An 18301-nucleotide genomic window follows, 5' to 3' on the forward strand; every position below is an offset into this window, starting at 1 on the left:
CCGATTGTGCTCCCCGGGCCAGCCGGCACCCCCACCGACGGGCCGTGGGCGCAGACTGTCCCGGTGGGACAATTTCCGCCCGGGCTGGGCGGCTGCCTCGCCGGTGAGCTGCGCGAACTTGGTGACGAGATCATCGCCGCCATCGCGGGTGAGGTGCCCGCCTACGCCCGCCCACTCGAGGGGACGTTCGGACAGGGCGTACGGCGCGGCGTGGACGAGGCGCTGGCCCGTTTCCTCGCCATCGTCGAGGCGGGCCCGGACGCGGCCCCCGACCTGGCGGCCGGGCGCGACGTCTACGTGCGGCTCGGGCGCGGTGAGGTGCGGGCCGGCCGCTCCCTGGACAACCTGCTCAGCGCCTACCGGGTGGGTGCGCGGATCTCCTGGCGTCGGCTCGGTGAGGCCGCGCGCCACGCCGGCCTGGACGCCGCCGGCCTCGTGTCGCTCGCCGAGATGATGTTCGCCTACATCGACGGGATCTCGGCCGCCTCCGCGGAGGGCTACGCGCTGGCCCAGTTCGAGGTCGCCGGCCAGCGGGAACGGCTGTGGGACCGGCTCGGCGAGCTGCTGCTCTCCGGCGCCGACACCGTCACCATCGAGCAGGCCGCCGCCGCGGGGGCGTTCCGGCTGCCCGACCGGATGGCGGCCGTCCTGGTGCCGACCGGGCCCGACGGGCAGCTCCCCCCGCGGCTGCCCACCGGCTGCCCGCGCACCGGCCACGGCGTCGACTTCTGGCTGTTCGTCGGGGACGCCGACGAGCCGGCCCGGCGCGGCTGGCTGGCCGACCGCCTCGACGGCACGGGGGCGGTGGTGGGCCCGACCGTCCCCTGGCAGGAGGTGACAGGCAGCGTGGAGCGCGCCGGACTCGCCCGAACCGCCCGGCTGGCCGGTCGGCTGCCCACCACGGCCGGGCAGAACCCGCTGTTCACCGACGACCACCTGACCGCCCTGCTGCTGGCCCGCGACCCGGGGCTGCTCGACGACCTCACCCGCCGCCGGGTCGCCCCGCTCGCCGGGCTGCCCGAACGCACCCGGGCCAGGCTGGCCGAGACCCTGCTCTACTGGCTCGCCCTGCACGGGCAGCGCCGGCTGGTGGCCGAGCGGCTGCACATCCACCCGCAGACCGTCCGCTACCGGGTCAGCCAGCTGCGCGAGCTGTACGGCGACGCGCTGGACGACCCCGACACCCGCTTCGAGCTTGAGCTCGTCCTGCGCGCCCTGACCGGCCAGCGCCCGGGCGACCCGACAGCGGCACCCAGGCCGGGGCCGCCGTCAATGCCACGCCAGGGCGTCCCCGCGGCCGCGAGGCAGGACGTCCCGACGGTGGCGCGGCAGGGCCCGGCGGGCACGGGAAAGCCGGTTCGGGCCGGCTGACGGGCGGTTCACGCTACCGTCCGTACTGTGCGGGTGGGCTCGTTCAACGTGATGCACGGCCTGTCTCTCGCCGACGGACGGGTCGAGGTGGACCGCTTCGCCGCGGCCGTCGCCGACCTCGACTGCGACGTCCTCGGCCTGCAGGAGGTCGACCTGGCACAGCCCCGCTCGGGCGGCGGGGACCTCGCAGCCGCCGCCGCGACGGCGCTCGGCGCCCCCGACACCGGATGGCGCTTCGCCCCCACCGTGTACGGCACCCCCGGGCACCACTGGCGCCCGGCGGAGGGCGAGCGCCGCGGCGACGAGCCCGCCTACGGAATCGCGCTGGTCAGCAGGTTGCCGGTGCACCGGTGGTGGGTGGTTCCGCTCGGCCGCGCCCCGGTGCGCTCCCCGATCCTCGCCCCGGGGGCGAACCGCCGGGCCCGGCTCATCCTGCTCGACGACGAACCGCGGGTCGCGCTCGCCGCCGTCGTCGAGACCACAAGCGGACCACTGACGGTGGTGACCACCCACCTGTCCTTCGCCCCGGGGTGGAACGCCTTCCAGCTTCTCCGGCTGGTGCGGAGGCTGCGCGGCGTCGACGGGCCGGTCGTGCTGCTCGGCGACCTGAACCTGCCGGGCCGGCTGCCGACCGCCCTCACCGGATGGCGCCGGCTGGCCGCCCACCGCACCTACCCCGCGCACGCCCCCCGGGTGCAGCTCGACCACGTGCTCGCCCGCGGCGCGGTGGGCACTGTCGCCGCCAGCGAGGCCCGCCGGACCCAGATCTCCGACCACCTCGCGCTCCTCACCGACATCCGCCGATAGCCGCGCGGGCCGGGCCAGGCCGGAGCGGGGGTCAGGCCGCGGCGCGCGCGGCCAGGGGACGGCGACGCAGGCCCGGGTCCGCCAGGGCTGCGGGTTGGTAGGCCTGGTCGAGGGTGCCGATGTCGGTGCCGGGCGGGACGATCTCGTCGATGCGGTCGAGGATGTCGTCGGTGAGGGCGACGTCCAGCCCGGCGAGCAGGCTGTCGAGGTGATCCATGGTGCGGACGCCGATCAGTGCGCTGGTGACGCCGGGGTGGGCGATGGCGAACGCCATCGCGAGGTGGGGCATGGGCAGTCCCGCCTCGGCGGCGAGGGGGATGAGCTTTTCGACCACGTCGAGCCGATGCTCGTCGTTGAGATGCTGGACCAGGCCGGCGCGCAGTAGGCCGTTGTGCTGGTCCCGGCGGACGCGGCCGGTGAGCATTCCCTGGCCGAGTGGGCCCCAGACCAGGGTGCCCAGGCCCAAGCGTTGGGTGGTGGGCAGGATCTCGCGTTCGATGCCGCGGTTGAGGATGGAGTAGGCCGGCTGCTCGGTGTGGAATCGCGCGAGGCCGCGCCGCTCGGCGACCCACCGGGCCTCGACGATGTCGGAGACGGGGGTCTGCGACGCGCCGATCGCGCGGACCTTGCCGCTGTGGATCAGGTCGGTCAGCGCGGAGAGGGTCTCCTCGAGGTCGGTGTGGGGATCGGGGCGGTGAAGCTGGTAGAGATCGATGTGGTCGGTCCGCAGGCGGCGCAGCGAGTTCTCCACGGCGGCGACGATCCAGCGCCGTGAGGCGCCCTGCTGGTTGGGGTCCTGCCCGATCGGGCGGCTGAACTTGGTGGCGAGCACGACGTCGTCGCGGCGCCCTTCCAGGGCCTTGCCGACGATGTCCTCGGAGTCGCCGTAGGCGTCGGCGGTGTCGACGAAGTTGATGCCGGCATCCAGCGCCTTGTGGATGATGCGGGCCGAGTCCTCGGGGGCGTTGCCCATGACCGTGGCGAACATCAGGGTGCCCAGCGCGTAGGGGCTGACCTGGATGCCGGTCCGACCGAGGGTGCGGTACTGCATGGGTTCTCTCCCTGTGATGGTCGGCACCGGGTGGCTGCCGTAGGCTGCGGTAAGCGGAATGCCTTTCCGGAACTATACGGAAAGCTTTTCCGCTTATGCAAGCGGAGTGATCAGACGGAGGTGACGTGGTGTCTCGGAACGGGACGCAGGCCGGGGTCTCACCGCCCGGCTCCGCGAAGCCGGGCGGTGGCGAACCGGCGCCGCGGCGGCGCGCCGACGCGCGACGCAACGTCGATGCGTTGGTCGAGGCCGCGAGGACCGTCTTTGCCACCTCCGGCGTGGACGCACCGGCGAAGGAGATCACCGACCTGGCCGGCGTAGGAGTCGGCACGCTGTACCGGCACTTCCCGCAGCGCTCTGATCTGGTCAAAGCCGTGGTGGAAAACGGAATCGACGCCGTCGCCGACGCGGGCCCGACCCTGAGCGCCAGGCACGAACCGGCGGAAGCGCTCATCAGATGGATCGACCGGTTCACCGAACTGCTCGCGACCAAACGCGGACTCGCCTCAGCGCTGCACTCGGGCGATCCGGCGTTCCAGGGGCTGCCCGGCTACTTCCTGCAGCGGCTCGGCCCCACCCTCACGGCACTGCTCGCCGCAGCGGTGGCCGACGGCGCGGTTCGCGATGACATCAGCGCCGAGGATCTCCTGCACGCCCTCACTGCGCTGTGCCAGCCTGTACCCGGGCGAGGGCCCGAGCACAACCAGCGCGTCGTCGCCGTCCTTCTCGACGGCCTACGCCGCGGCGCCACGCAGCGGCCCCCCGCCGCGTCCTAGGCGGTGCTGTCGGAGGTGCCGTCGGAGGTGTTGCCGGTGGACCAGGCACGGCCCGAGAGCAGGGCGGTGATCTCGTCCTCGCCGAGCAGCGGCGGGCGCACGACTCGCCCGGACGCGACGTAGAAGTAGGCCGCGTCGACGTCCGCCACGGCCACGCCGCGGACCCGCGCCCAGGCGACCCGGTAGACCGCGAGCTGGACGGGATCGGCGGCCTCCGAGCCGGTCTTCCAGTCGACGACCTCCCAGCGCCCACCGCCGAGCTCGTAGACGGCGTCGATGCGCCCCCGCACCGCGCGCCCGCCGATCATCACCTCGAACGGCGCCTCCAGGGCGAACGGGCGGCGGGCGCCGTACGGGCTGGCCAGGAAGGCCGCCTGCAGGCCGGAGAGGTCGCGGTCGTCCGTGAGGACGGCGGCATCTGCGGCGTCGGCGAGGTCCTCGACGTCGATGAGCGGCCGCTGGTCGAACATCTCCTCCACCCAGGCGTGGAAGCGGGTTCCCCGCCGGGCCTGCGGCACCGGCCGGCGCGGCACCGGCCGGGCCAGGTCGCGGGCGAACTCGACCGGGTCGGCCCGCATCCGCACGATCTCGGAGGCGGTCAGGCTCGCCGGGATCGGGACGTCCCGGAACGGGGCCCGGGCCACGCGCTCCTCGGCGAGCAGCAGCGCGGCTTCGCGGTCGAGCTCGGCGAGCAGGGCCCGCTCGCGGGCGGTCATCCCGCCCGGCTCGTCGACCAACGGGGCCTGGCCGGAGCGGATCATCGCCAGGGCCTCGGCGACGCCCGCCGCCGCCTCCCGCCGGCGGGCGAACGCCACCGGCTCGTAGGGCGCCGGCCACGCGAACTCCACCGGGACGGCCAGCGCGGGGTTGCCGCCCCGCTCCGGTTCGGAGGTCCACACGTCCACCCGCCCGTTCCCCTCGGCCGCGTGGTCGTGCAGCTCGGCGAGGAACACCGAGGGGCCACGCCTGGTGCGCTGGGTCGGCCCCCACCAGTGGCCGCTGCCGAGCAGCACCGACTTCGCCCGGGTGAACGCGACGTAGGCCAGCCGCCGCTCCTCGCGCTCCTGGTACTCCCGGCAGTCCTCGGTGTAGGCCTCCAGGGCCGCCTTCGAGTCGTCGAGCTCGTAGGACGGCAGCTCGGCCGCGTCGCCGCGCAGCGGGGTCGGCAGCACCCCGGTCGTGGTCGGCCACCTGTCCCGCACCGTCAGGTCGGGAAAGACCCCACGACTCAGGTTGGGCACGGCCACGACCTCCCATTCGAGGCCCTTCGCCCGGTGCATGGTCATCAGCGCGACGGCGTCCGCGCCGGACGGCCCGGTGATGTCCAGCCCGCGTTCGTGCTCGCGGGCCGCCCGTAGGAAGCCGAGGAAGGACGTCAGCGAGTTCGGCCCGTCGGGGTCGTCGAAGTCGGCCGCCGCGTCGAGGAAGGAGGCCAGGTTCTCCCGGCGGCGCGCCGCCACGGCACGCGGGCTGGCGGCGAGCTCGACGTCCAGCCCGATCGTGGAGATCACCCGGTGGAGCAGGTCGAGCAGCCCGTCGCCGACGTGCGCGCGCAGCGCCGCCAGCTCCGCGCCGAGCCGGGCGGCCCGCTCCCGTCCCTGGGCCGAGATCTCCTCGCCGGGGTCGGTGAGGGCGTCGGCGAGGGCGACGACGTCGCACGGGTCGACCCCGGCGACGGCCTCCGCCAGCGCGCTCCCGTCGCCGTCCCCGCCGGCGGCCGTGGGTGCGGTCGTGCCGGTGGTGCGCAGCAGCGCCCGCGCGCGGCGGCCCAGCGCGGCCAGGTCGCGCGGGCCGAGGCGGACCCGCGGCCCGGTGAGCAGCCGGACGAGCGCCGCGTTGGCGACCGGCGAGTCCAGCACCTCCAGCACGGCGACGACGTCGGCGACCTCGGGCAGGTCCAGCAGGCCGGCGAGGCCCACCACCTCGACCGGCAGCCCGGCGGCCGTCAGCGCCGTGTGCAGCGCGCGGACGTCCGAGCGGGCCCGCACGAGCACGGCCATGTTCCCGGGCCGCTCCCCCGCCGCGACCAGCTCGGCCAGCCGGGCGGCGACCCAGGTGACCTCCTGCGCCCAGCTCTCGTGCAGCGCCACCAGGGTCCGCCCGGCGGCGACGACGTCTGCCCGGGGACGCAGCTCGACGACGTGGTGGCGGGCCCGCAGCGGGGCCGCCACCGCGTTGGCCAGCGTCAGCAGCCGGCCGCCGCTGCGCTGGTTCACCGACAGCAGGTACCGCGCGGACGGGGTGCCGTCCGCGTGCGGGAAGTGATCGGGGAAGTTGTCCAGGTTGGCCACCGACGCGCCCCGCCACCCGTAGATCGCCTGGCAGGGGTCACCGACGGCGGTCACCGGATGGCCGCCGCCGAACAGCCCGGCCAGCATCGTGCGCTGGGCGACGGAGGTGTCCTGGTACTCGTCGAGGAGCACCACGCCGAACCGTGTCCGCTCGGCGGCGCCGACCTCCGGGGAGTAGCGGGCCAGCCGGGCGGCGAAGGTGACCTGGTCGCCGAAGTCGAGGACGTCCCGGCCGCGCCGGGCCGCCCGGTAGTCGGCGACGAGGCCGGCGAGCTCACGCCGCCCCCGGGCCGTGGCCGCCATCCGGCGCAGCTCCTTGCGCAGGCCCTTCGTGCCCGGTCGCAGCGCCGCGCTCGCCAGGGCCGCCATCGCCCGGTCGAACAGGTCCGCGTCGAAGGCCATCAGGTCGTCGGCGGAGACGAGGTGCTCGCTCATCTCCCCGTCGAGCGCGACGAGGTCGGCGACGAGCGCGGGCATCGACTTCGTCAGCGCCTCGACGCGGCCGCGGTGGGCGCGGGCGACGCGGGCCGCGAGCTGGTAGCGCGCGGCCGCGACGAGCATCCGGGTGTCGGGCTCGAGGCCGAGCCGCAGCGCGTGCTCGCTGACGAGACGCCCGGCGTAGGCGTGGTAGGTGCCGATCGTCGGCTCGTCGGCGTCGTCCGCGGCCGGCTGGCCGGGGACGTTCTCGCGGGCGCGGCGCAACGCCGTCCGCACCCGGCCGGCCAGCTCGGCGGCGGCCTTGTTCGTGAACGTCAGGCCCAGCACCCGCCCCGGCTCGACCTGACGGGTGGCCACCAACCAGACCACACGGGCGGCCATCACGGACGTCTTGCCCGACCCGGCGCCGGCGATGACGACAGCCGGCTCCAGCGGCGCGGTGGCCGCGGCCAGCTGTTCGTCGGTGTACGGGACGCCGAGCAGCTCCCGCAGGTACTCCGGCTCCGGCACCGGGCCGGTCATGGCACCGCCCGCGCCTGCCGGCTCCGGGTCGAGACCGGGAAGCACCTGCTCGGCGGCCCCCGCCGCGCCGGTCAATCGATCACCTGCTCCCCCTCCGGCCGCCCCGGGCAGCACCGACGGAACGAACACATGGTGCACCCCTCGCCGGGGGTGGGCCGGAAGGACTCGGTCGTCACGGTCCGCACCGCGTTCTCGACCATGTCGTCGATCCACGCCCGGCCGCCGGGAAGCGCGTCCTGACGCTGCACCTCGGGCGGCCCCGGTTCCTCCGCCGGCAGGCGCGGGCCGGTGTTGTCGCCGCCCGCGTCCCGCCGGAGCTGCACCAGCTCCGCCCCGCCGGGCACCGCCGCCGGCCGCTCACCGGCGGTGGACGGCGCCCCGCCGGTGGACGGCTCCCCGACCCAGGACGGGTCCCCAGCCCCGGGCACCTCGCCGGGCGCGGTCGGATCGCCGGGCGCGGTCGGATCGCGGCGGCGGGCGGCCTCGTCCAGTACCGGGTCGAGGGCGCCCTCGCGGACGGCGAGCTGGTAGCTGCCCAGCTGTGCGTGGGTCGCCAGGTCACGCCGGCTCGGCGGCGTCCGGCCGGTCTTGAAGTCGACGACGTGCACCCCGCCGGCGTCGTCGAGCTCGACCCGGTCGATGAAGCCGCGCAGCCGCACGACCCGGCCCGCCACCTCGATGTCGCAGGAGAAACGCACCTCGGACGCGACGACCTCGCGGCCGCGCTGCGCGGCGTGCCACTCGAGGAACCGGCCGAGCGCCTCCCGCGCCGCCGCGCGTTCCTGCTCGGAGCGCCACCGCGAGTCGAACTCCAGATGCCGCCAGACCAGGTCGAGCCGCGCGTCGAGGGCCTCGAGCCGCGCCTGCGTCCGGCCCGTCGTCACCTCGTCGGCCAGCGCGTGCACGACCTTGCCGAAGCCCTGCGCGGGCGACGCCGGCTCGGCCGCGTTCGCCTCGTGCTCCAGGAACCAGCGCAGCCCGCAGGAGCTCAGGCCCGACAGCGAGGACCCCGAGAGCCGGATCGGCGCGTCGGGCGCGACGACCGGGACGTCCGAGCTCGTCACGTCCAGCAGGCCCCACCAGCGGTCCGGATGGGCGGCGGGGACCAGCACCCGGCCGGTCTCGTCGGAGGCGGCGGCCAGGGCCGCGAGCCGGACCCCCGCGGCTTCCCGCATCGCCGCCGACGCCTCCGGGTCGACTGTCAGCCGCCGCAGCGCGGCGACCAGGCCGACCAGGGTGAGCGGACGCGGCGGGCGGGCCCGGACGCTCTCCACCTGCACCCCGAGCTCGGCCAGGAACCGACTGGGCTGCTCCCCGTCGTCGTCGGCGCCGTCCACCGCGGTCACCACCAGGCGGCGGCGCGCCCGGGTGAGCGCCACATAGAACAGGCGACGCTCGTCGGCGAGCAGCTCCTCCCTGGTCCGCGGCGGGCGGACGCCGCCGTTGCGCGGCGAGTCGAGCTGCTCGGCCCCGAGCAGGGTGTGCCGCTGGCGCAGGTCCGGCCAGACGCCGTCCTGCACGCCGCAGACGACCACGACCTCCCATTCCAGCCCCTTGGAGCGGTGCGCGGTGAGCAGCCGGACGGTGGCCGGGCGACCGGCCCGGGCCTGCGCCGTCTCCGGCGCGATCTGCTGGCGGGTCAGCTCCTCGACGACGGAGCTCACCCCGAAGCCCGGCCCGCGCCGCTCACCGAGACGCCCGACGGCGTCGAACAGCGCGACGACGGCGTCGAGGTCACGGTCGGCCGACCGCCCGGCCGGCCCGCCGACCGCGGACGCCCGCTCCAGCCTGGGGCCCCACTCGCTGGCCGTCCACAGTGTCCACAGCGCGTCCTCCGGGGCCGCCCCCCGCCGCAGCTCGGCGCGCACGGTTCGCAGCAACCGCCCGAGCCGGCGCGCGGGCGCGGCGAGCTCGTCCGGGACGGCGAGCAGAACCCGCTCCGGATCGGCGACCGCCTCGCGCAGCAGCTCGGCCGAGGACGCGGGCAGACCGAGCACCGACCCGTCCGCCTCCGGTGCCGAGCGCGGCTCCGGCAGGGCGATCGGGCCGACGGCGTCGTGGGCAGTGCTGTCGCGGGCAGTGCTGTTTCTGGCAGTGGTGCTCCGGGCAGCTGTGTCCCGGGCAGCGGCGCGGGCGGCGGCGTCGTGGGCGCGCAGCTCGCGGCCGAGGGCGCGCAGGCCGGCCGGGTCCGCGCCGCCCAGCGGGGAGGTCAGCAGCGCACGCGCCGTCTCCGGCGTCAGCTGGACCGCCGGGTCGTCCGCGCAGCGCAGGGCCGTGAGGAGCAGCGCCGCCGCCGGCTCCCGCGCCGGCGGGAGCTCCCCACCCGCCACGCTCACCGGGACGCCCGCCGCCGTCAGCACCCGGCGCAGCAGCCCGAGCGGCGCGGTGGAGCGGACCAGGACGGCCATGTCGTCCCAGTCGACGCCGTTCTCGAGATGCTCGCGGCGCAGCAGCTCGGCGATCGCCTCCGCCTCGGCGCCGGCCGTCGGATAGGTGCGGGCCGCGACCTGGCCCGGCCCGACGGCCCCCACGGAGACAAGATCACGGTGCGCGCGGACGTGGCGGACCGGCAGGCCCGCCGAGGGAAGCGACGCCGCGACGCGGCGGGAGGCGGCCAGCGGCGCCGGGGCCATCCGACGGCACCGCCGCAGCGCGGCGACGGGCGCCGGCGAGCCGTCGGCGCGGGGGAACCGGTTCGGGAAGTCGAGCAGGCCCCGGACCTCCGCCCCGCGGAAGGCGTAGATCGACTGGTCCGGGTCACCGAAGACGACCAGGTCCCCCCCGCCGCCGGCGACGGCGGTCAGCAGCCGCTCCTGCGCCGGGTCGGTGTCCTGGTACTCGTCGACGAACACCGCCCGGTACCGCTGCCGCAGCTGGGCGAGGACGTCCGGCTCGGCGGCGAGGTTCGCCGCGGCGTGCACCAGGTCGGCGTAGTCGAGGGCTCCCTCCGCGCCGAGCGCGTCGAGGTAGTCGCCGTAGAACTCGGCGACGGCCGCCCAGTCGGAGCGGCCCACCCGCCGGGCGATGCGCGCCAGCGCCGGCGGATCGACGCCGATCTCCCGGGCCCGCGTGAGCAGCATCCTGATCTCCTCGGCGAAGCCGCGGGTGTTCAGACAGCCGGCGAGTGGATCAGGCCAGACCGGACGTCCCAGCTCGCGGGAGCCTTCGATGAGGTCGCGCAGCCGGGCGTCCTGCTCGGGGCCCGACAGCAGGCGGAAGCCGCCGAGCGGGGTGGCGGCGCCGTACGCGCGCAGCAGCCCGAGGCACCAGGCGTGGAACGTCCACGCCGCCGGCCCCACGGCGGCCGCCCCGAGCCGGACGGCGAACCGTTCGCGCAGGTGGCGGGCGGCCCGCCGACTGAACGTGAGCACCAGCAGGGACGCCGGATCCGCCCCGGCCTCGATCCGCCGGGCGACTGCCTCGACCAGGGTTGTGGTCTTTCCCGTTCCCGGACCGGCGAGGACTAGTAGCGGACCACCGGCGTGTCCCACCACGTCGGTCTGCGCCGTGTCCAACACGATGGGTCCGGCCACCGGGACGAAGGGCGACACCAGGCGAAACGACGGCCGCCGGGCAGGGCGGGCAGGCGTCGGCACGGTGACCACGCCGCACAGCACATCACGACACTCTGACAAGATCGCCAAAGCACGGACGAGGTCGGCGCCGATGGCACGGAAGTGCTGTCAGCGCGACGACACCGGCACCCTTTGGAGCAGCACAAAGATGAGTACGAATACCACCAAAAGTGTCGAAACAGCTGCGAGTCGACGTCGGAACGTGGCAGTTTCACCGAGCATGACGGACGACGACGTCCCGGCCGGTCATTCCACGCGGACCGCGCCGGAGGCCCAGGGGGCATCCACCGGACGACGGGCACGACGGCCACAGGCCGACGCCTCGGCCCCGGCGCGGGCGGTCACGGCACCACGCCCACGAGCCGGCACGGCGGACGGCCCCGGCGATGACGGTAGCGTCGCGACGGTGACCGGCCCGTTCGCCAGGACGGCCGGCGACGCCGTCGCGGGCGGCGGCGAGTACGCCGGCCGGGTCGCCTTCGTGACCGGATCCGGCTCGGGAATCGGCGCCGCCTGTGCCCGCCGGCTGGCCGCGGCCGGCGCCTTCGTCGTCCTGGCCGACCGGGACACCGTCGCGGCCAAGGAGGTCGCCGGCGAGATCGAGGCGGCCGGCGGCACCGCACTGGCGGTGGCGGTCGACGTCGCCGACCCGGAGTCGGTCGCCCAGGCCGTCGCCACGGCGATCGAGGCCGGTGGACGGCTCGACCTCGCGGTCAACAACGCGGGCATCGCCACCGACCGGGCCCCGCTGGAGGACATCTCCCTCGCCGACTGGGACCGGGTTCTCGCGGTCAACCTCTCCGGCGTCTTCTACAGCATGCGCGCCGAGATCCCGGCGATGCTCGCGGCCGGCGGCGGCTCGATCGTCAACATGGCCTCCGTGCTGGGCACGGTCGGCCTACAGGGCACACCGGCCTACGTCGCCGCCAAGCACGGCGTGATCGGACTCACCAGGGTGGCCGCGCTGGACAACGCGACGCGCGGAATCCGGGTCAACGCGGTGGCACCCGGGTTCATCGACACCACGATGGTCAGCTCACACCGCGGGGCGCGCTTCTTCCAGCCGATGAACCGGCTGGGGACCGCCGCCGAGGTCGCCGAGGTCGTCCACTTCCTGCTCTCCGACCGCGCGTCCCTGGTGACCGGCAGCGTCTACTCAGCTGACGGAGGGTTCACCGCCCGCTGACCGCACAGGCGGGCCCCAGCCGACCGGAGTCGGTACCGGCCCGGGCCCCAACGCCGGCTGAACCCCGACGTCGACCGGGGATCAGCGCAGGTGGAGGCCCAGCGGCTGGTGGAGATCGGCGCCAGCCGAGGATCAGGCTGGCGCAGAATCAGGGCCGGTCAGGGCAGGTGACGCCGTCCCAGCGGGCTGCCGCGAGATCGACCCGATCACCGCCGGGCCGCAACGGGGTGCTGTCCGCGCGCAGGCGTCGCAGTGCCTCGGCGGGCGCGGCGGGGTTCGGCTCCCCGGACGCGCGAATCACCCGGTGCCACGGGACGTCGTCCTCGTGACCGTGCCGTGAAAGCACCGCGCCCACGGTGCGCCCGGTGCCGGCGCCGACGAACTCGGCGACGTCACCGTAGGTCATGACCTTGCCGGCCGGTATCCGGGTGACGGCCTCGAGGACGGCCATCGCGTGGGGGCTCGGCCTTCCCCCGATGTGGATCCGCGTCGCGACACCCGCCGAAACGGTGTCGGGAGACCGCCCCCGTCGAGGCCCGCCGGGCCCATCCGTCGCCCGCGCCATGCCCACCGACCTCCCCAACGCTTTTTCTCCGGGGCTCGCCCTTCCCCGTGCTCGGCCAGCCTCCCCGAGGCTGGTCTCGCACAGCCCAGATTCCTCTCAGCCCGGAACCACGGATTCCCACCCGCACCACCAGATCGCCATCTAGCGGACAAACACCCCATCCGGCGGGGTTGCCTGCTCGCCCTTTGGCATCCTTCTCGCCCTTCGGGAGCGGAATCCGCCGAGATCGACCCCCGAAACGGCGAGGACGGAATCAAAGGGCGAGGACACGATGGTCCGCAAGGCCTCCGGCACGACCGTGGCGGGTGAGTGCGGCTGTGCCGACGCACTCACCCGCCACAGATCTTCCGGGCGCACGCCCACCCAGGAGACGCGGGGGCTGACGGTTGGGGAGACGGATCAGTAGACGGGGAGGGTCTTGTCCACCTGGGTGGCCCAGGCGGTCACGCCGCCCTGGACGTGGACGGCGGTGGCGAAGCCGGCGCCCTTGAGGGTCGCGAGGGCCTCGGCCGAGCGCACCCCGCTCTTGCAGTAGACGACGACCCGCCGGTCCTGGGGCAGCTCGGCCAGGTGCGCCGGCAGCTCCCCCTTCGGGATGAGGCGCGCGCCGGGGATCCGCACGATCTCCCACTCCGCGGGCTCACGGACGTCGATCAGCTCGATCGGCTCGCCGCCGTCCAGCATGGTCCTCAGCTCGGCGGCGGTGATCGTGGAGCCGGCCGCCGCGAGCTGGGCCTCCTCGGAGACCACGCCGCAGAACGCCTCGTAGTCGATGAGCTCGGTGATCGACGGGTTCTTCCCGCACAGCGGGCACTCCGGGTCCTTGCGCACCTTGATCGTCCGGTAGGACATCTCCAGGGCGTCGTAGACCATCAGCCGGCCGACGAGCGGGTCGCCCACCCCGGTCAGCACCTTGATGGCCTCCGTGGTCTGGATCGACCCGATGGAGGCGCAGAGCACACCGAGGACACCGCCCTCGGCGCACGAGGGGACCATGCCCGGCGGAGGCGGCTCGGGGTAGAGGCACCGGTAGCACGGGCCGTGCTCGGCCCAGAAGACGCTCGCCTGACCGTCGAACCGGTAGATGGAACCCCACACGTAGGGCTTGCCGAGCAGCACGCAGGCGTCGTTGACCAGGTAGCGGGTCGCGAAGTTGTCGGTGCCGTCGACGATCAGGTCGTACTGGGCGAAGATCTCCATCACGTTGGAGGTGTCCAGCCGGGTCTCGTGGATCACCACGTTGACCAGCGGGTTGATCTCCCGGACGGAGTCGCGGGCGGACTCGGCCTTGCTCCGGCCGACGTCGGACTGCCCGTGGATGATCTGGCGCTGCAGGTTCGACTCGTCCACCACGTCGAACTCGACGATGCCCAGCGTCCCCACCCCGGCCGCGGCCAGGTACATCAGGGTCGGCGAGCCCAGGCCACCCGCACCGACGGCGAGGACCCTCGCGTTCTTCAGGCGCTTCTGCCCGTCCATCGCGACGTCGGGAATGATCAGGTGCCGCGAGTACCGGCGGACCTCGTCGACGGTCAGCCCCTCGGCGGGGGAGACCAGGGGCGGTAGTGACACGTTGCTCCTCGCCTTCTCTGTCGTACCACCCGACGATGCCACAGCCGCCCGGTCCGGCAGCCGTGATCGGCGGTTCGCGCGACCGCCGACAGCCCACCGATCTCCGGACGGGCCGCCGCAACGGGCGCTCCACATGGTGCAGCGCGTCCCCGGGCCCGGGTGTTCCCCACCCTGCCCGGGACGTCCGGCACCCGCGCGGGGGTCAGGCCGAGCGGCGGGTGGGCCGGGAGCTGACGACCTCGTCGGCCGCCGTGTCCGCCTTCTCCTTCCGGCTCCGGCTCGGCTGGCCCTTCCGGGCCCCGGCCCGGGCGGAGCCAGCCTCGGCCGGGGCCGCCCGCGCGGAGCCGGAGCTCTGGCCGTCACGGCCGGTCCGGGCCGCCTCGATGCTTGCTCGCAGCGCCGCCATCAGGTCACCGGCCGCGTCGACGCCGGGCTGCTCGGAGGGAGGTGCGACGACGTCCCGGCCGGCGATCTTGGCGTCGATCACGGCCTGGAGCGCCTCGCGGTACCCGTCGCGGAACTTCGTGGGGTCGAAGTCGGCGGCGAGGGTGTCGATCAGTGAGCTCGCCATCGCCAGCTCCTGCGGCCGGACGTCCACCTGCTCGTCGAGGACGTCGAACTCGGGCTCGCGGACCTCGTCCGGCCACAGCATTGTTTCCAGGACGAAGACGTCGTCGCGGACCCGCAGCGTCGCGAGCTGCTCGCGCTGGCGCAGCGCGATCTTGACCAGTGCGACCCGCCCCGAGCCGGCGAGCGCGTCGCGCAGCAGGACGTACGGCTTGAGGCCGGTGCGGTCCGGCTCGAGGTAGTAGCTCTTCGCGAAGTAGATCGGATCGACCTGCTCGAGGGGGACGAACCCCAGCACGTTGATCGAGCGGGACGTCGTCAGCGGCAGGTTCGTGAAGTCGTCGTCGGTGAGGACGACCATCTCCCCGTCGGGGAGCTCGTAGCCTTTCGCGATGTCGGCGTAGGCGACCTCCTCGCCGTCGGTCGCGGCGACCCGCCGGTACCTGACCCGAGCGCCGTCCGAACGCCTGACCTGGTGGAACGAGACGTCACGCTCCTGGGCCGCGGGGTAGAGCCGGATCGGGATCGACACCAGACCGAAAGAGATCACACCCTTCCAAATCGAACGCATGTTCACCCCTCACGTCGACTCAACCCAATAGTGACCCACCAGAAGCCCACTGGGAAGCCACGCGGACGAAACGTCGCCTGCGGCCCCGTCGACGGGAATCGACGCGGTCGGTGGGGGTATCGGTGACACGCACCATCGGAAGACACCGACCACCGGAAGACGCCGACCAGCCCGAGAGACCGACCAACGCCGAGGGAGACACCCGATGAGGTCACCGACCGACCCCCCGCTGGACGTCCCGGACGCCGACGCCGCCGAGCAGTCCCGGGAGCTTCGCCCGTCGGGGACGACGCAGGCGGGGCTCGTCGAGGGCGCTCAGGGCACCCAGGCCCGCGAGGTCGACGAGTTCGACGCGGTCGAGCAGAGCATCGTGGTCGACCAGGACGACGAGGAGGAATACAGGTAGGCCCCGGTCGGAGCCGGCATCCGGGGGGCGGCCGACCATCGCGGGTACTGTTGGCCACATGTCTGCGCGGCCGCGCACCGACGGCTCGCGCCTGATCGACCTAGCGTCTGATCGACCTAGCGTCTGATCGACGATGCCGGTGACCGACGGGGAGGTACGCCGGTGACAGCCGAGCCCGCGGCGCCACAGTCGCGGCCGGGCCGAACTCCTCGGCTCCCCCGCACAGCGCGCCGCTTCCAGCTGCTTGGGGCCGCCCGCGAGGTGTTCGTCGCCCAGGGCTACCACGCGGCCGCGATGGACGAGATCGCCGAGCGGGCCGGGGTGAGCAAGCCGGTGCTCTACCAGCACTTCCCCGGCAAGCTCGACCTCTATCTCGCGCTGCTCGACGAGCACTCCGAGAAGCTGGTCTCGGCCGTGCGCGCGGCGCTCGCCTCGACCACGGACAACCACATCCGGATCGAACGCTCGATCCGGGCCTACTTCGACTTCGTCGCCGACCCCAGCGGCGCGCACCAGCTCGTCCTGGAGTCCGACCTGCGCAGCGAGCCGGCCGTCCGGCAGCGGGTGGAGAACACCTCGGCGCAGTGCGTGCGCGCGATCGCCGCCACCATCGTCGCGGACACCGGGCTCCCCCAGGAGGAGGCCGACCTGCTGGCGATGGGGCTGGTCGGGCTGGCCGAGTCGGGCGCGCGCTGGTGGCTGCTGCGCGAGGGGCGGGTGTCGAAGGAACGTGCCGTGGAGTCGCTGGTCGAGCTCGCCTGGCGTGGCATCGCCGGTTACCCACAGCAGCCCGCCACCGAGGCGCCCTGACCCGGCCGCCGGCGCGGACGTGTGCCGGCAGCGAACAGCGCTCCACAGCACCCGAACGACGGCCCGCAGGCCATAGTGTGGGCGCTGATCGTCCGTCGGCGGCGGTGGCCGTCGCGGAGAAGTGCCCCTGGAAACTCGACCACGCGGAGGTTATCGAGTGGAGGTCAAGATCGGGATCAAGCACGTCGGTCGTGAGCTGGTACTGGAGAGCACCCAGTCACCGGACACGGTCGCCGCGCTGATCAGCGAGGCGGTCGACGGCAAGACCGGACTTCTCACCCTCGTGGACGAGAAGGGGCGTCGGGTCGTCGTGCCCGTCGACGCGCTCGCCTACGTCGAGATCGCGGAGTCCGAATCGCGTCGGGTCGGCTTCGGCACCGCCTGACAGACCAGCAGACCGGCGCGGCGTCGGCCCCTCGAGGTGAGATGTGCCCTCACCGTCACACCTCACCTCGACGGCCGGCGTCCGCATCCGGGCGGCCCCATCCCGGCAGCCCGGTCAGGTCCCCGCTCCCGCGTTGGTCAGGTCTCCCCTAGGCGGAGAGGCCGAGCGCCGACATCCGCCGGCCGTGCGCGGCCATGATGCGGTTGAAGATGCCGGCGATCTCCTGCAGGTCCCCGACGCCGGCGAGCAGGCCGGTCAGCGCGTCCCGGTCCACCGCGACCCGCTGGGCCTGTGTCAGCGCCTCCCCCACCAGCCGGCGCGCCCACAGCGCGAGCCGGCCCGCCACCACCGGGTTGGTCGCGATGGCGGCCCGCACCCGCTCGACGGCGAACGCCGCGTGGCCGGTGTCGGCGAGCACGCTGAGCACCAGGGCACGCGCCTGCGGAGCGAGCCGGCCGGCGATCTCCCGGTAGAAGTCCGCCGCGATGTTGTCTCCCACGTACGCCTTGACCAGGCTCTCCAGCCAGTCCGACGGCGCGGTCAGGTTGTGGAACGCGGTCAGCGCCGGCACGAACGGCCCCATGGCCTGCTCCAGGTCGACCCCGAGCCGGGTCAGCTCGCGCTCGATGGCCTCGAAGTGCGCGAACTCGGCCGCGGCCATCCGGCCGAGCGCGATCTTGTCCGCGAGCGTGGGGGACATACGGGCGTCCGTCGCCATCCGCTCGAAGGCGGTCAGCTCGCCGTACGCGAGCAGGCCGAGCAGGTCGACGAGCGCCGGGTCGGCGGTGCCGGGCACGGCGAGCGCGGGGTCCGCGGCGACCGGCGCGCCGGTCGCCTCAGTTGCGTCGGTCACATCGGTCGCATCGATCGCCCCGTTCACATCAGCGGGAAGGGTTCCGGTCCGGGTCTGCGAGGTCTGCGCCACAGCGCGATTCTGGCACCCCGCGGCCCGCGCACCGCGGCGCGAGCCCGGCCCGGCGCTTGGTGCCACGGCTCGGCAACCGCACCCCAACAGCGTCGAGCGCCCTGGTAGCGGCTCCGGCGGCGGCCCGGAGTGCGGCCCGCGCGACGGCGCCGCCCGGTGCCCGCGCCGGGCGGCGCCGGCACCTGTGAGCCCCTCGACGAACCCCTTGGACGTCAGCGTTCGCGGAGGCTGTGGGCGAGAACGTTGCAATATCACACCCGCTCGGGGCGAGACACGGGTTATCCTGGGGCTAGCCGGTGGTCATCACACCACCCAGCCATCAGGCCGCTGATCGACTGGCGCCGCCCCGACACCGGGCCGCAGGCGCCGCGCGGCACATCGCGAGCGGGTTCAGCGTAGGACACCGCTCAGAGCAGACCAGGAGCGTCCCGCTGTCCGTCACAAGCACACAAACGCCCGACAACGAACCCATCAGCGACGGCT

At 74.3% G+C, this 18301-nt stretch carries 14 protein-coding genes; 7 read left to right on the plus strand and 7 right to left on the minus strand.

All coding sequences use genetic code 11. The features are described from left to right. Positions 1–63: 63 nt before the first annotated feature. Positions 64–1371, plus strand: coding sequence for a PucR-like N-terminal domain-containing protein (locus AC559T_RS01025; protein ID WP_498867419.1), 1308 nt, complete (start codon positions 64–66; stop codon positions 1369–1371). Between the two features lie 27 nt (positions 1372–1398). Next, the gene (locus AC559T_RS01030) at positions 1399–2178 is read left to right on the plus strand and encodes an endonuclease/exonuclease/phosphatase family protein (protein ID WP_112108614.1); all 780 of its coding nucleotides are present in this window, start codon (positions 1399–1401) and stop codon (positions 2176–2178) included. Between the two features lie 31 nt (positions 2179–2209). Here AC559T_RS01030 and AC559T_RS01035 read toward each other — a convergent pair whose 3' ends face one another. Beyond that, positions 2210–3229, minus strand: a complete 1020-nt coding sequence (locus AC559T_RS01035) for an aldo/keto reductase (RefSeq protein ID WP_112108613.1) — start codon at positions 3227–3229, stop codon at positions 2210–2212. 125 nt (positions 3230–3354) lie between these two features. Here AC559T_RS01035 and AC559T_RS01040 point away from each other — a divergent pair, with 125 nt between their 5' ends. Further along, a complete protein-coding gene (locus tag AC559T_RS01040) occupies positions 3355–4005 on the plus strand; it encodes a TetR/AcrR family transcriptional regulator (protein ID WP_235014771.1) in 651 nt (216 codons plus the stop codon). On the opposite strand, the gene AC559T_RS01045 is transcribed toward AC559T_RS01040, so the two are convergent. Together AC559T_RS01045 and AC559T_RS01050 are read right to left on the minus strand one after the other, a co-directional pair. Beyond that, positions 4002–7331, minus strand: coding sequence for an ATP-dependent DNA helicase (locus tag AC559T_RS01045; RefSeq protein WP_498867420.1), 3330 nt, complete (start codon positions 7329–7331; stop codon positions 4002–4004). The genes AC559T_RS01040 and AC559T_RS01045 overlap by 4 nt on opposite strands. After that, on the minus strand, positions 7328–10774 hold the full coding sequence (locus tag AC559T_RS01050) for an ATP-dependent helicase (protein ID WP_498867421.1): 3447 nt from the start codon (positions 10772–10774) through the stop codon (positions 7328–7330). The genes AC559T_RS01045 and AC559T_RS01050 overlap by 4 nt, the downstream gene beginning before the upstream one ends. A gap of 463 nt (positions 10775–11237) precedes the next feature. Between AC559T_RS01050 and AC559T_RS01055 the strand changes: the two genes are divergently transcribed. After that, the gene (locus AC559T_RS01055; RefSeq protein WP_498867422.1) at positions 11238–12017 is read left to right on the plus strand and encodes an SDR family NAD(P)-dependent oxidoreductase; all 780 of its coding nucleotides are present in this window, start codon (positions 11238–11240) and stop codon (positions 12015–12017) included. Between the two features lie 148 nt (positions 12018–12165). Here AC559T_RS01055 and AC559T_RS01060 read toward each other — a convergent pair whose 3' ends face one another. The 3 genes from AC559T_RS01060 to ku all read right to left on the minus strand — a co-directional run bounded on the left by AC559T_RS01060 (position 12166) and on the right by ku (position 15271). Continuing rightward, a complete protein-coding gene (locus tag AC559T_RS01060) occupies positions 12166–12582 on the minus strand; it encodes an MGMT family protein (RefSeq protein WP_498867423.1) in 417 nt (138 codons plus the stop codon). 399 nt (positions 12583–12981) lie between these two features. Next, positions 12982–14154, minus strand: a complete 1173-nt coding sequence (moeZ, locus tag AC559T_RS01065) for an adenylyltransferase/sulfurtransferase MoeZ (protein ID WP_071059347.1) — start codon at positions 14152–14154, stop codon at positions 12982–12984. 202 nt (positions 14155–14356) lie between these two features. Further along, positions 14357–15271, minus strand: coding sequence for a non-homologous end joining protein Ku (gene ku / locus AC559T_RS01070; protein ID WP_498867424.1), 915 nt, complete (start codon positions 15269–15271; stop codon positions 14357–14359). A 226-nt stretch (positions 15272–15497) separates the two neighbouring features. On the opposite strand from ku, the gene AC559T_RS01075 reads away from it, so the two are divergent. From AC559T_RS01075 to AC559T_RS01085, 3 genes are all read left to right on the plus strand, one after another. Further along, a complete protein-coding gene (locus AC559T_RS01075) occupies positions 15498–15698 on the plus strand; it encodes an Rv3202a family protein (RefSeq protein ID WP_071059346.1) in 201 nt (66 codons plus the stop codon). 162 nt (positions 15699–15860) lie between these two features. Beyond that, the gene (locus AC559T_RS01080) at positions 15861–16508 is read left to right on the plus strand and encodes a TetR/AcrR family transcriptional regulator (protein ID WP_071059345.1); all 648 of its coding nucleotides are present in this window, start codon (positions 15861–15863) and stop codon (positions 16506–16508) included. A 157-nt stretch (positions 16509–16665) separates the two neighbouring features. Then, the gene (locus AC559T_RS01085; protein ID WP_020458563.1) at positions 16666–16893 is read left to right on the plus strand and encodes a DUF3107 domain-containing protein; all 228 of its coding nucleotides are present in this window, start codon (positions 16666–16668) and stop codon (positions 16891–16893) included. A 148-nt stretch (positions 16894–17041) separates the two neighbouring features. Here the strand turns inward: AC559T_RS01085 and AC559T_RS01090 are convergent, their stop codons facing one another. After that, a complete protein-coding gene (locus AC559T_RS01090; RefSeq protein ID WP_083390620.1) occupies positions 17042–17818 on the minus strand; it encodes a ferritin-like fold-containing protein in 777 nt (258 codons plus the stop codon). Between the last annotated feature and the right edge of the window lie 483 nt (positions 17819–18301).

This window comes from Frankia sp. Hr75.2 (assembly GCF_949319125.1).
Classification (GTDB): domain Bacteria; phylum Actinomycetota; class Actinomycetes; order Frankiales; family Frankiaceae; genus Parafrankia; species Parafrankia soli.

What these genes read in the sequence shown, in the direction of transcription:
- AC559T_RS01035 (WP_112108613.1), bottom strand. Translation starts at nt 3,229, where the DNA reads ATGCAGTACCGCACCCTCGGTCGGACCGGCATCCAGGTCAGCCCCTAC.
- AC559T_RS01060 (WP_498867423.1), bottom strand. Translation starts at nt 12,582, where the DNA reads ATGGCGCGGGCGACGGATGGGCCCGGCGGGCCTCGACGGGGGCGGTCT.
- AC559T_RS01075 (WP_071059346.1), top strand. Translation starts at nt 15,498, where the DNA reads ATGAGGTCACCGACCGACCCCCCGCTGGACGTCCCGGACGCCGACGCC.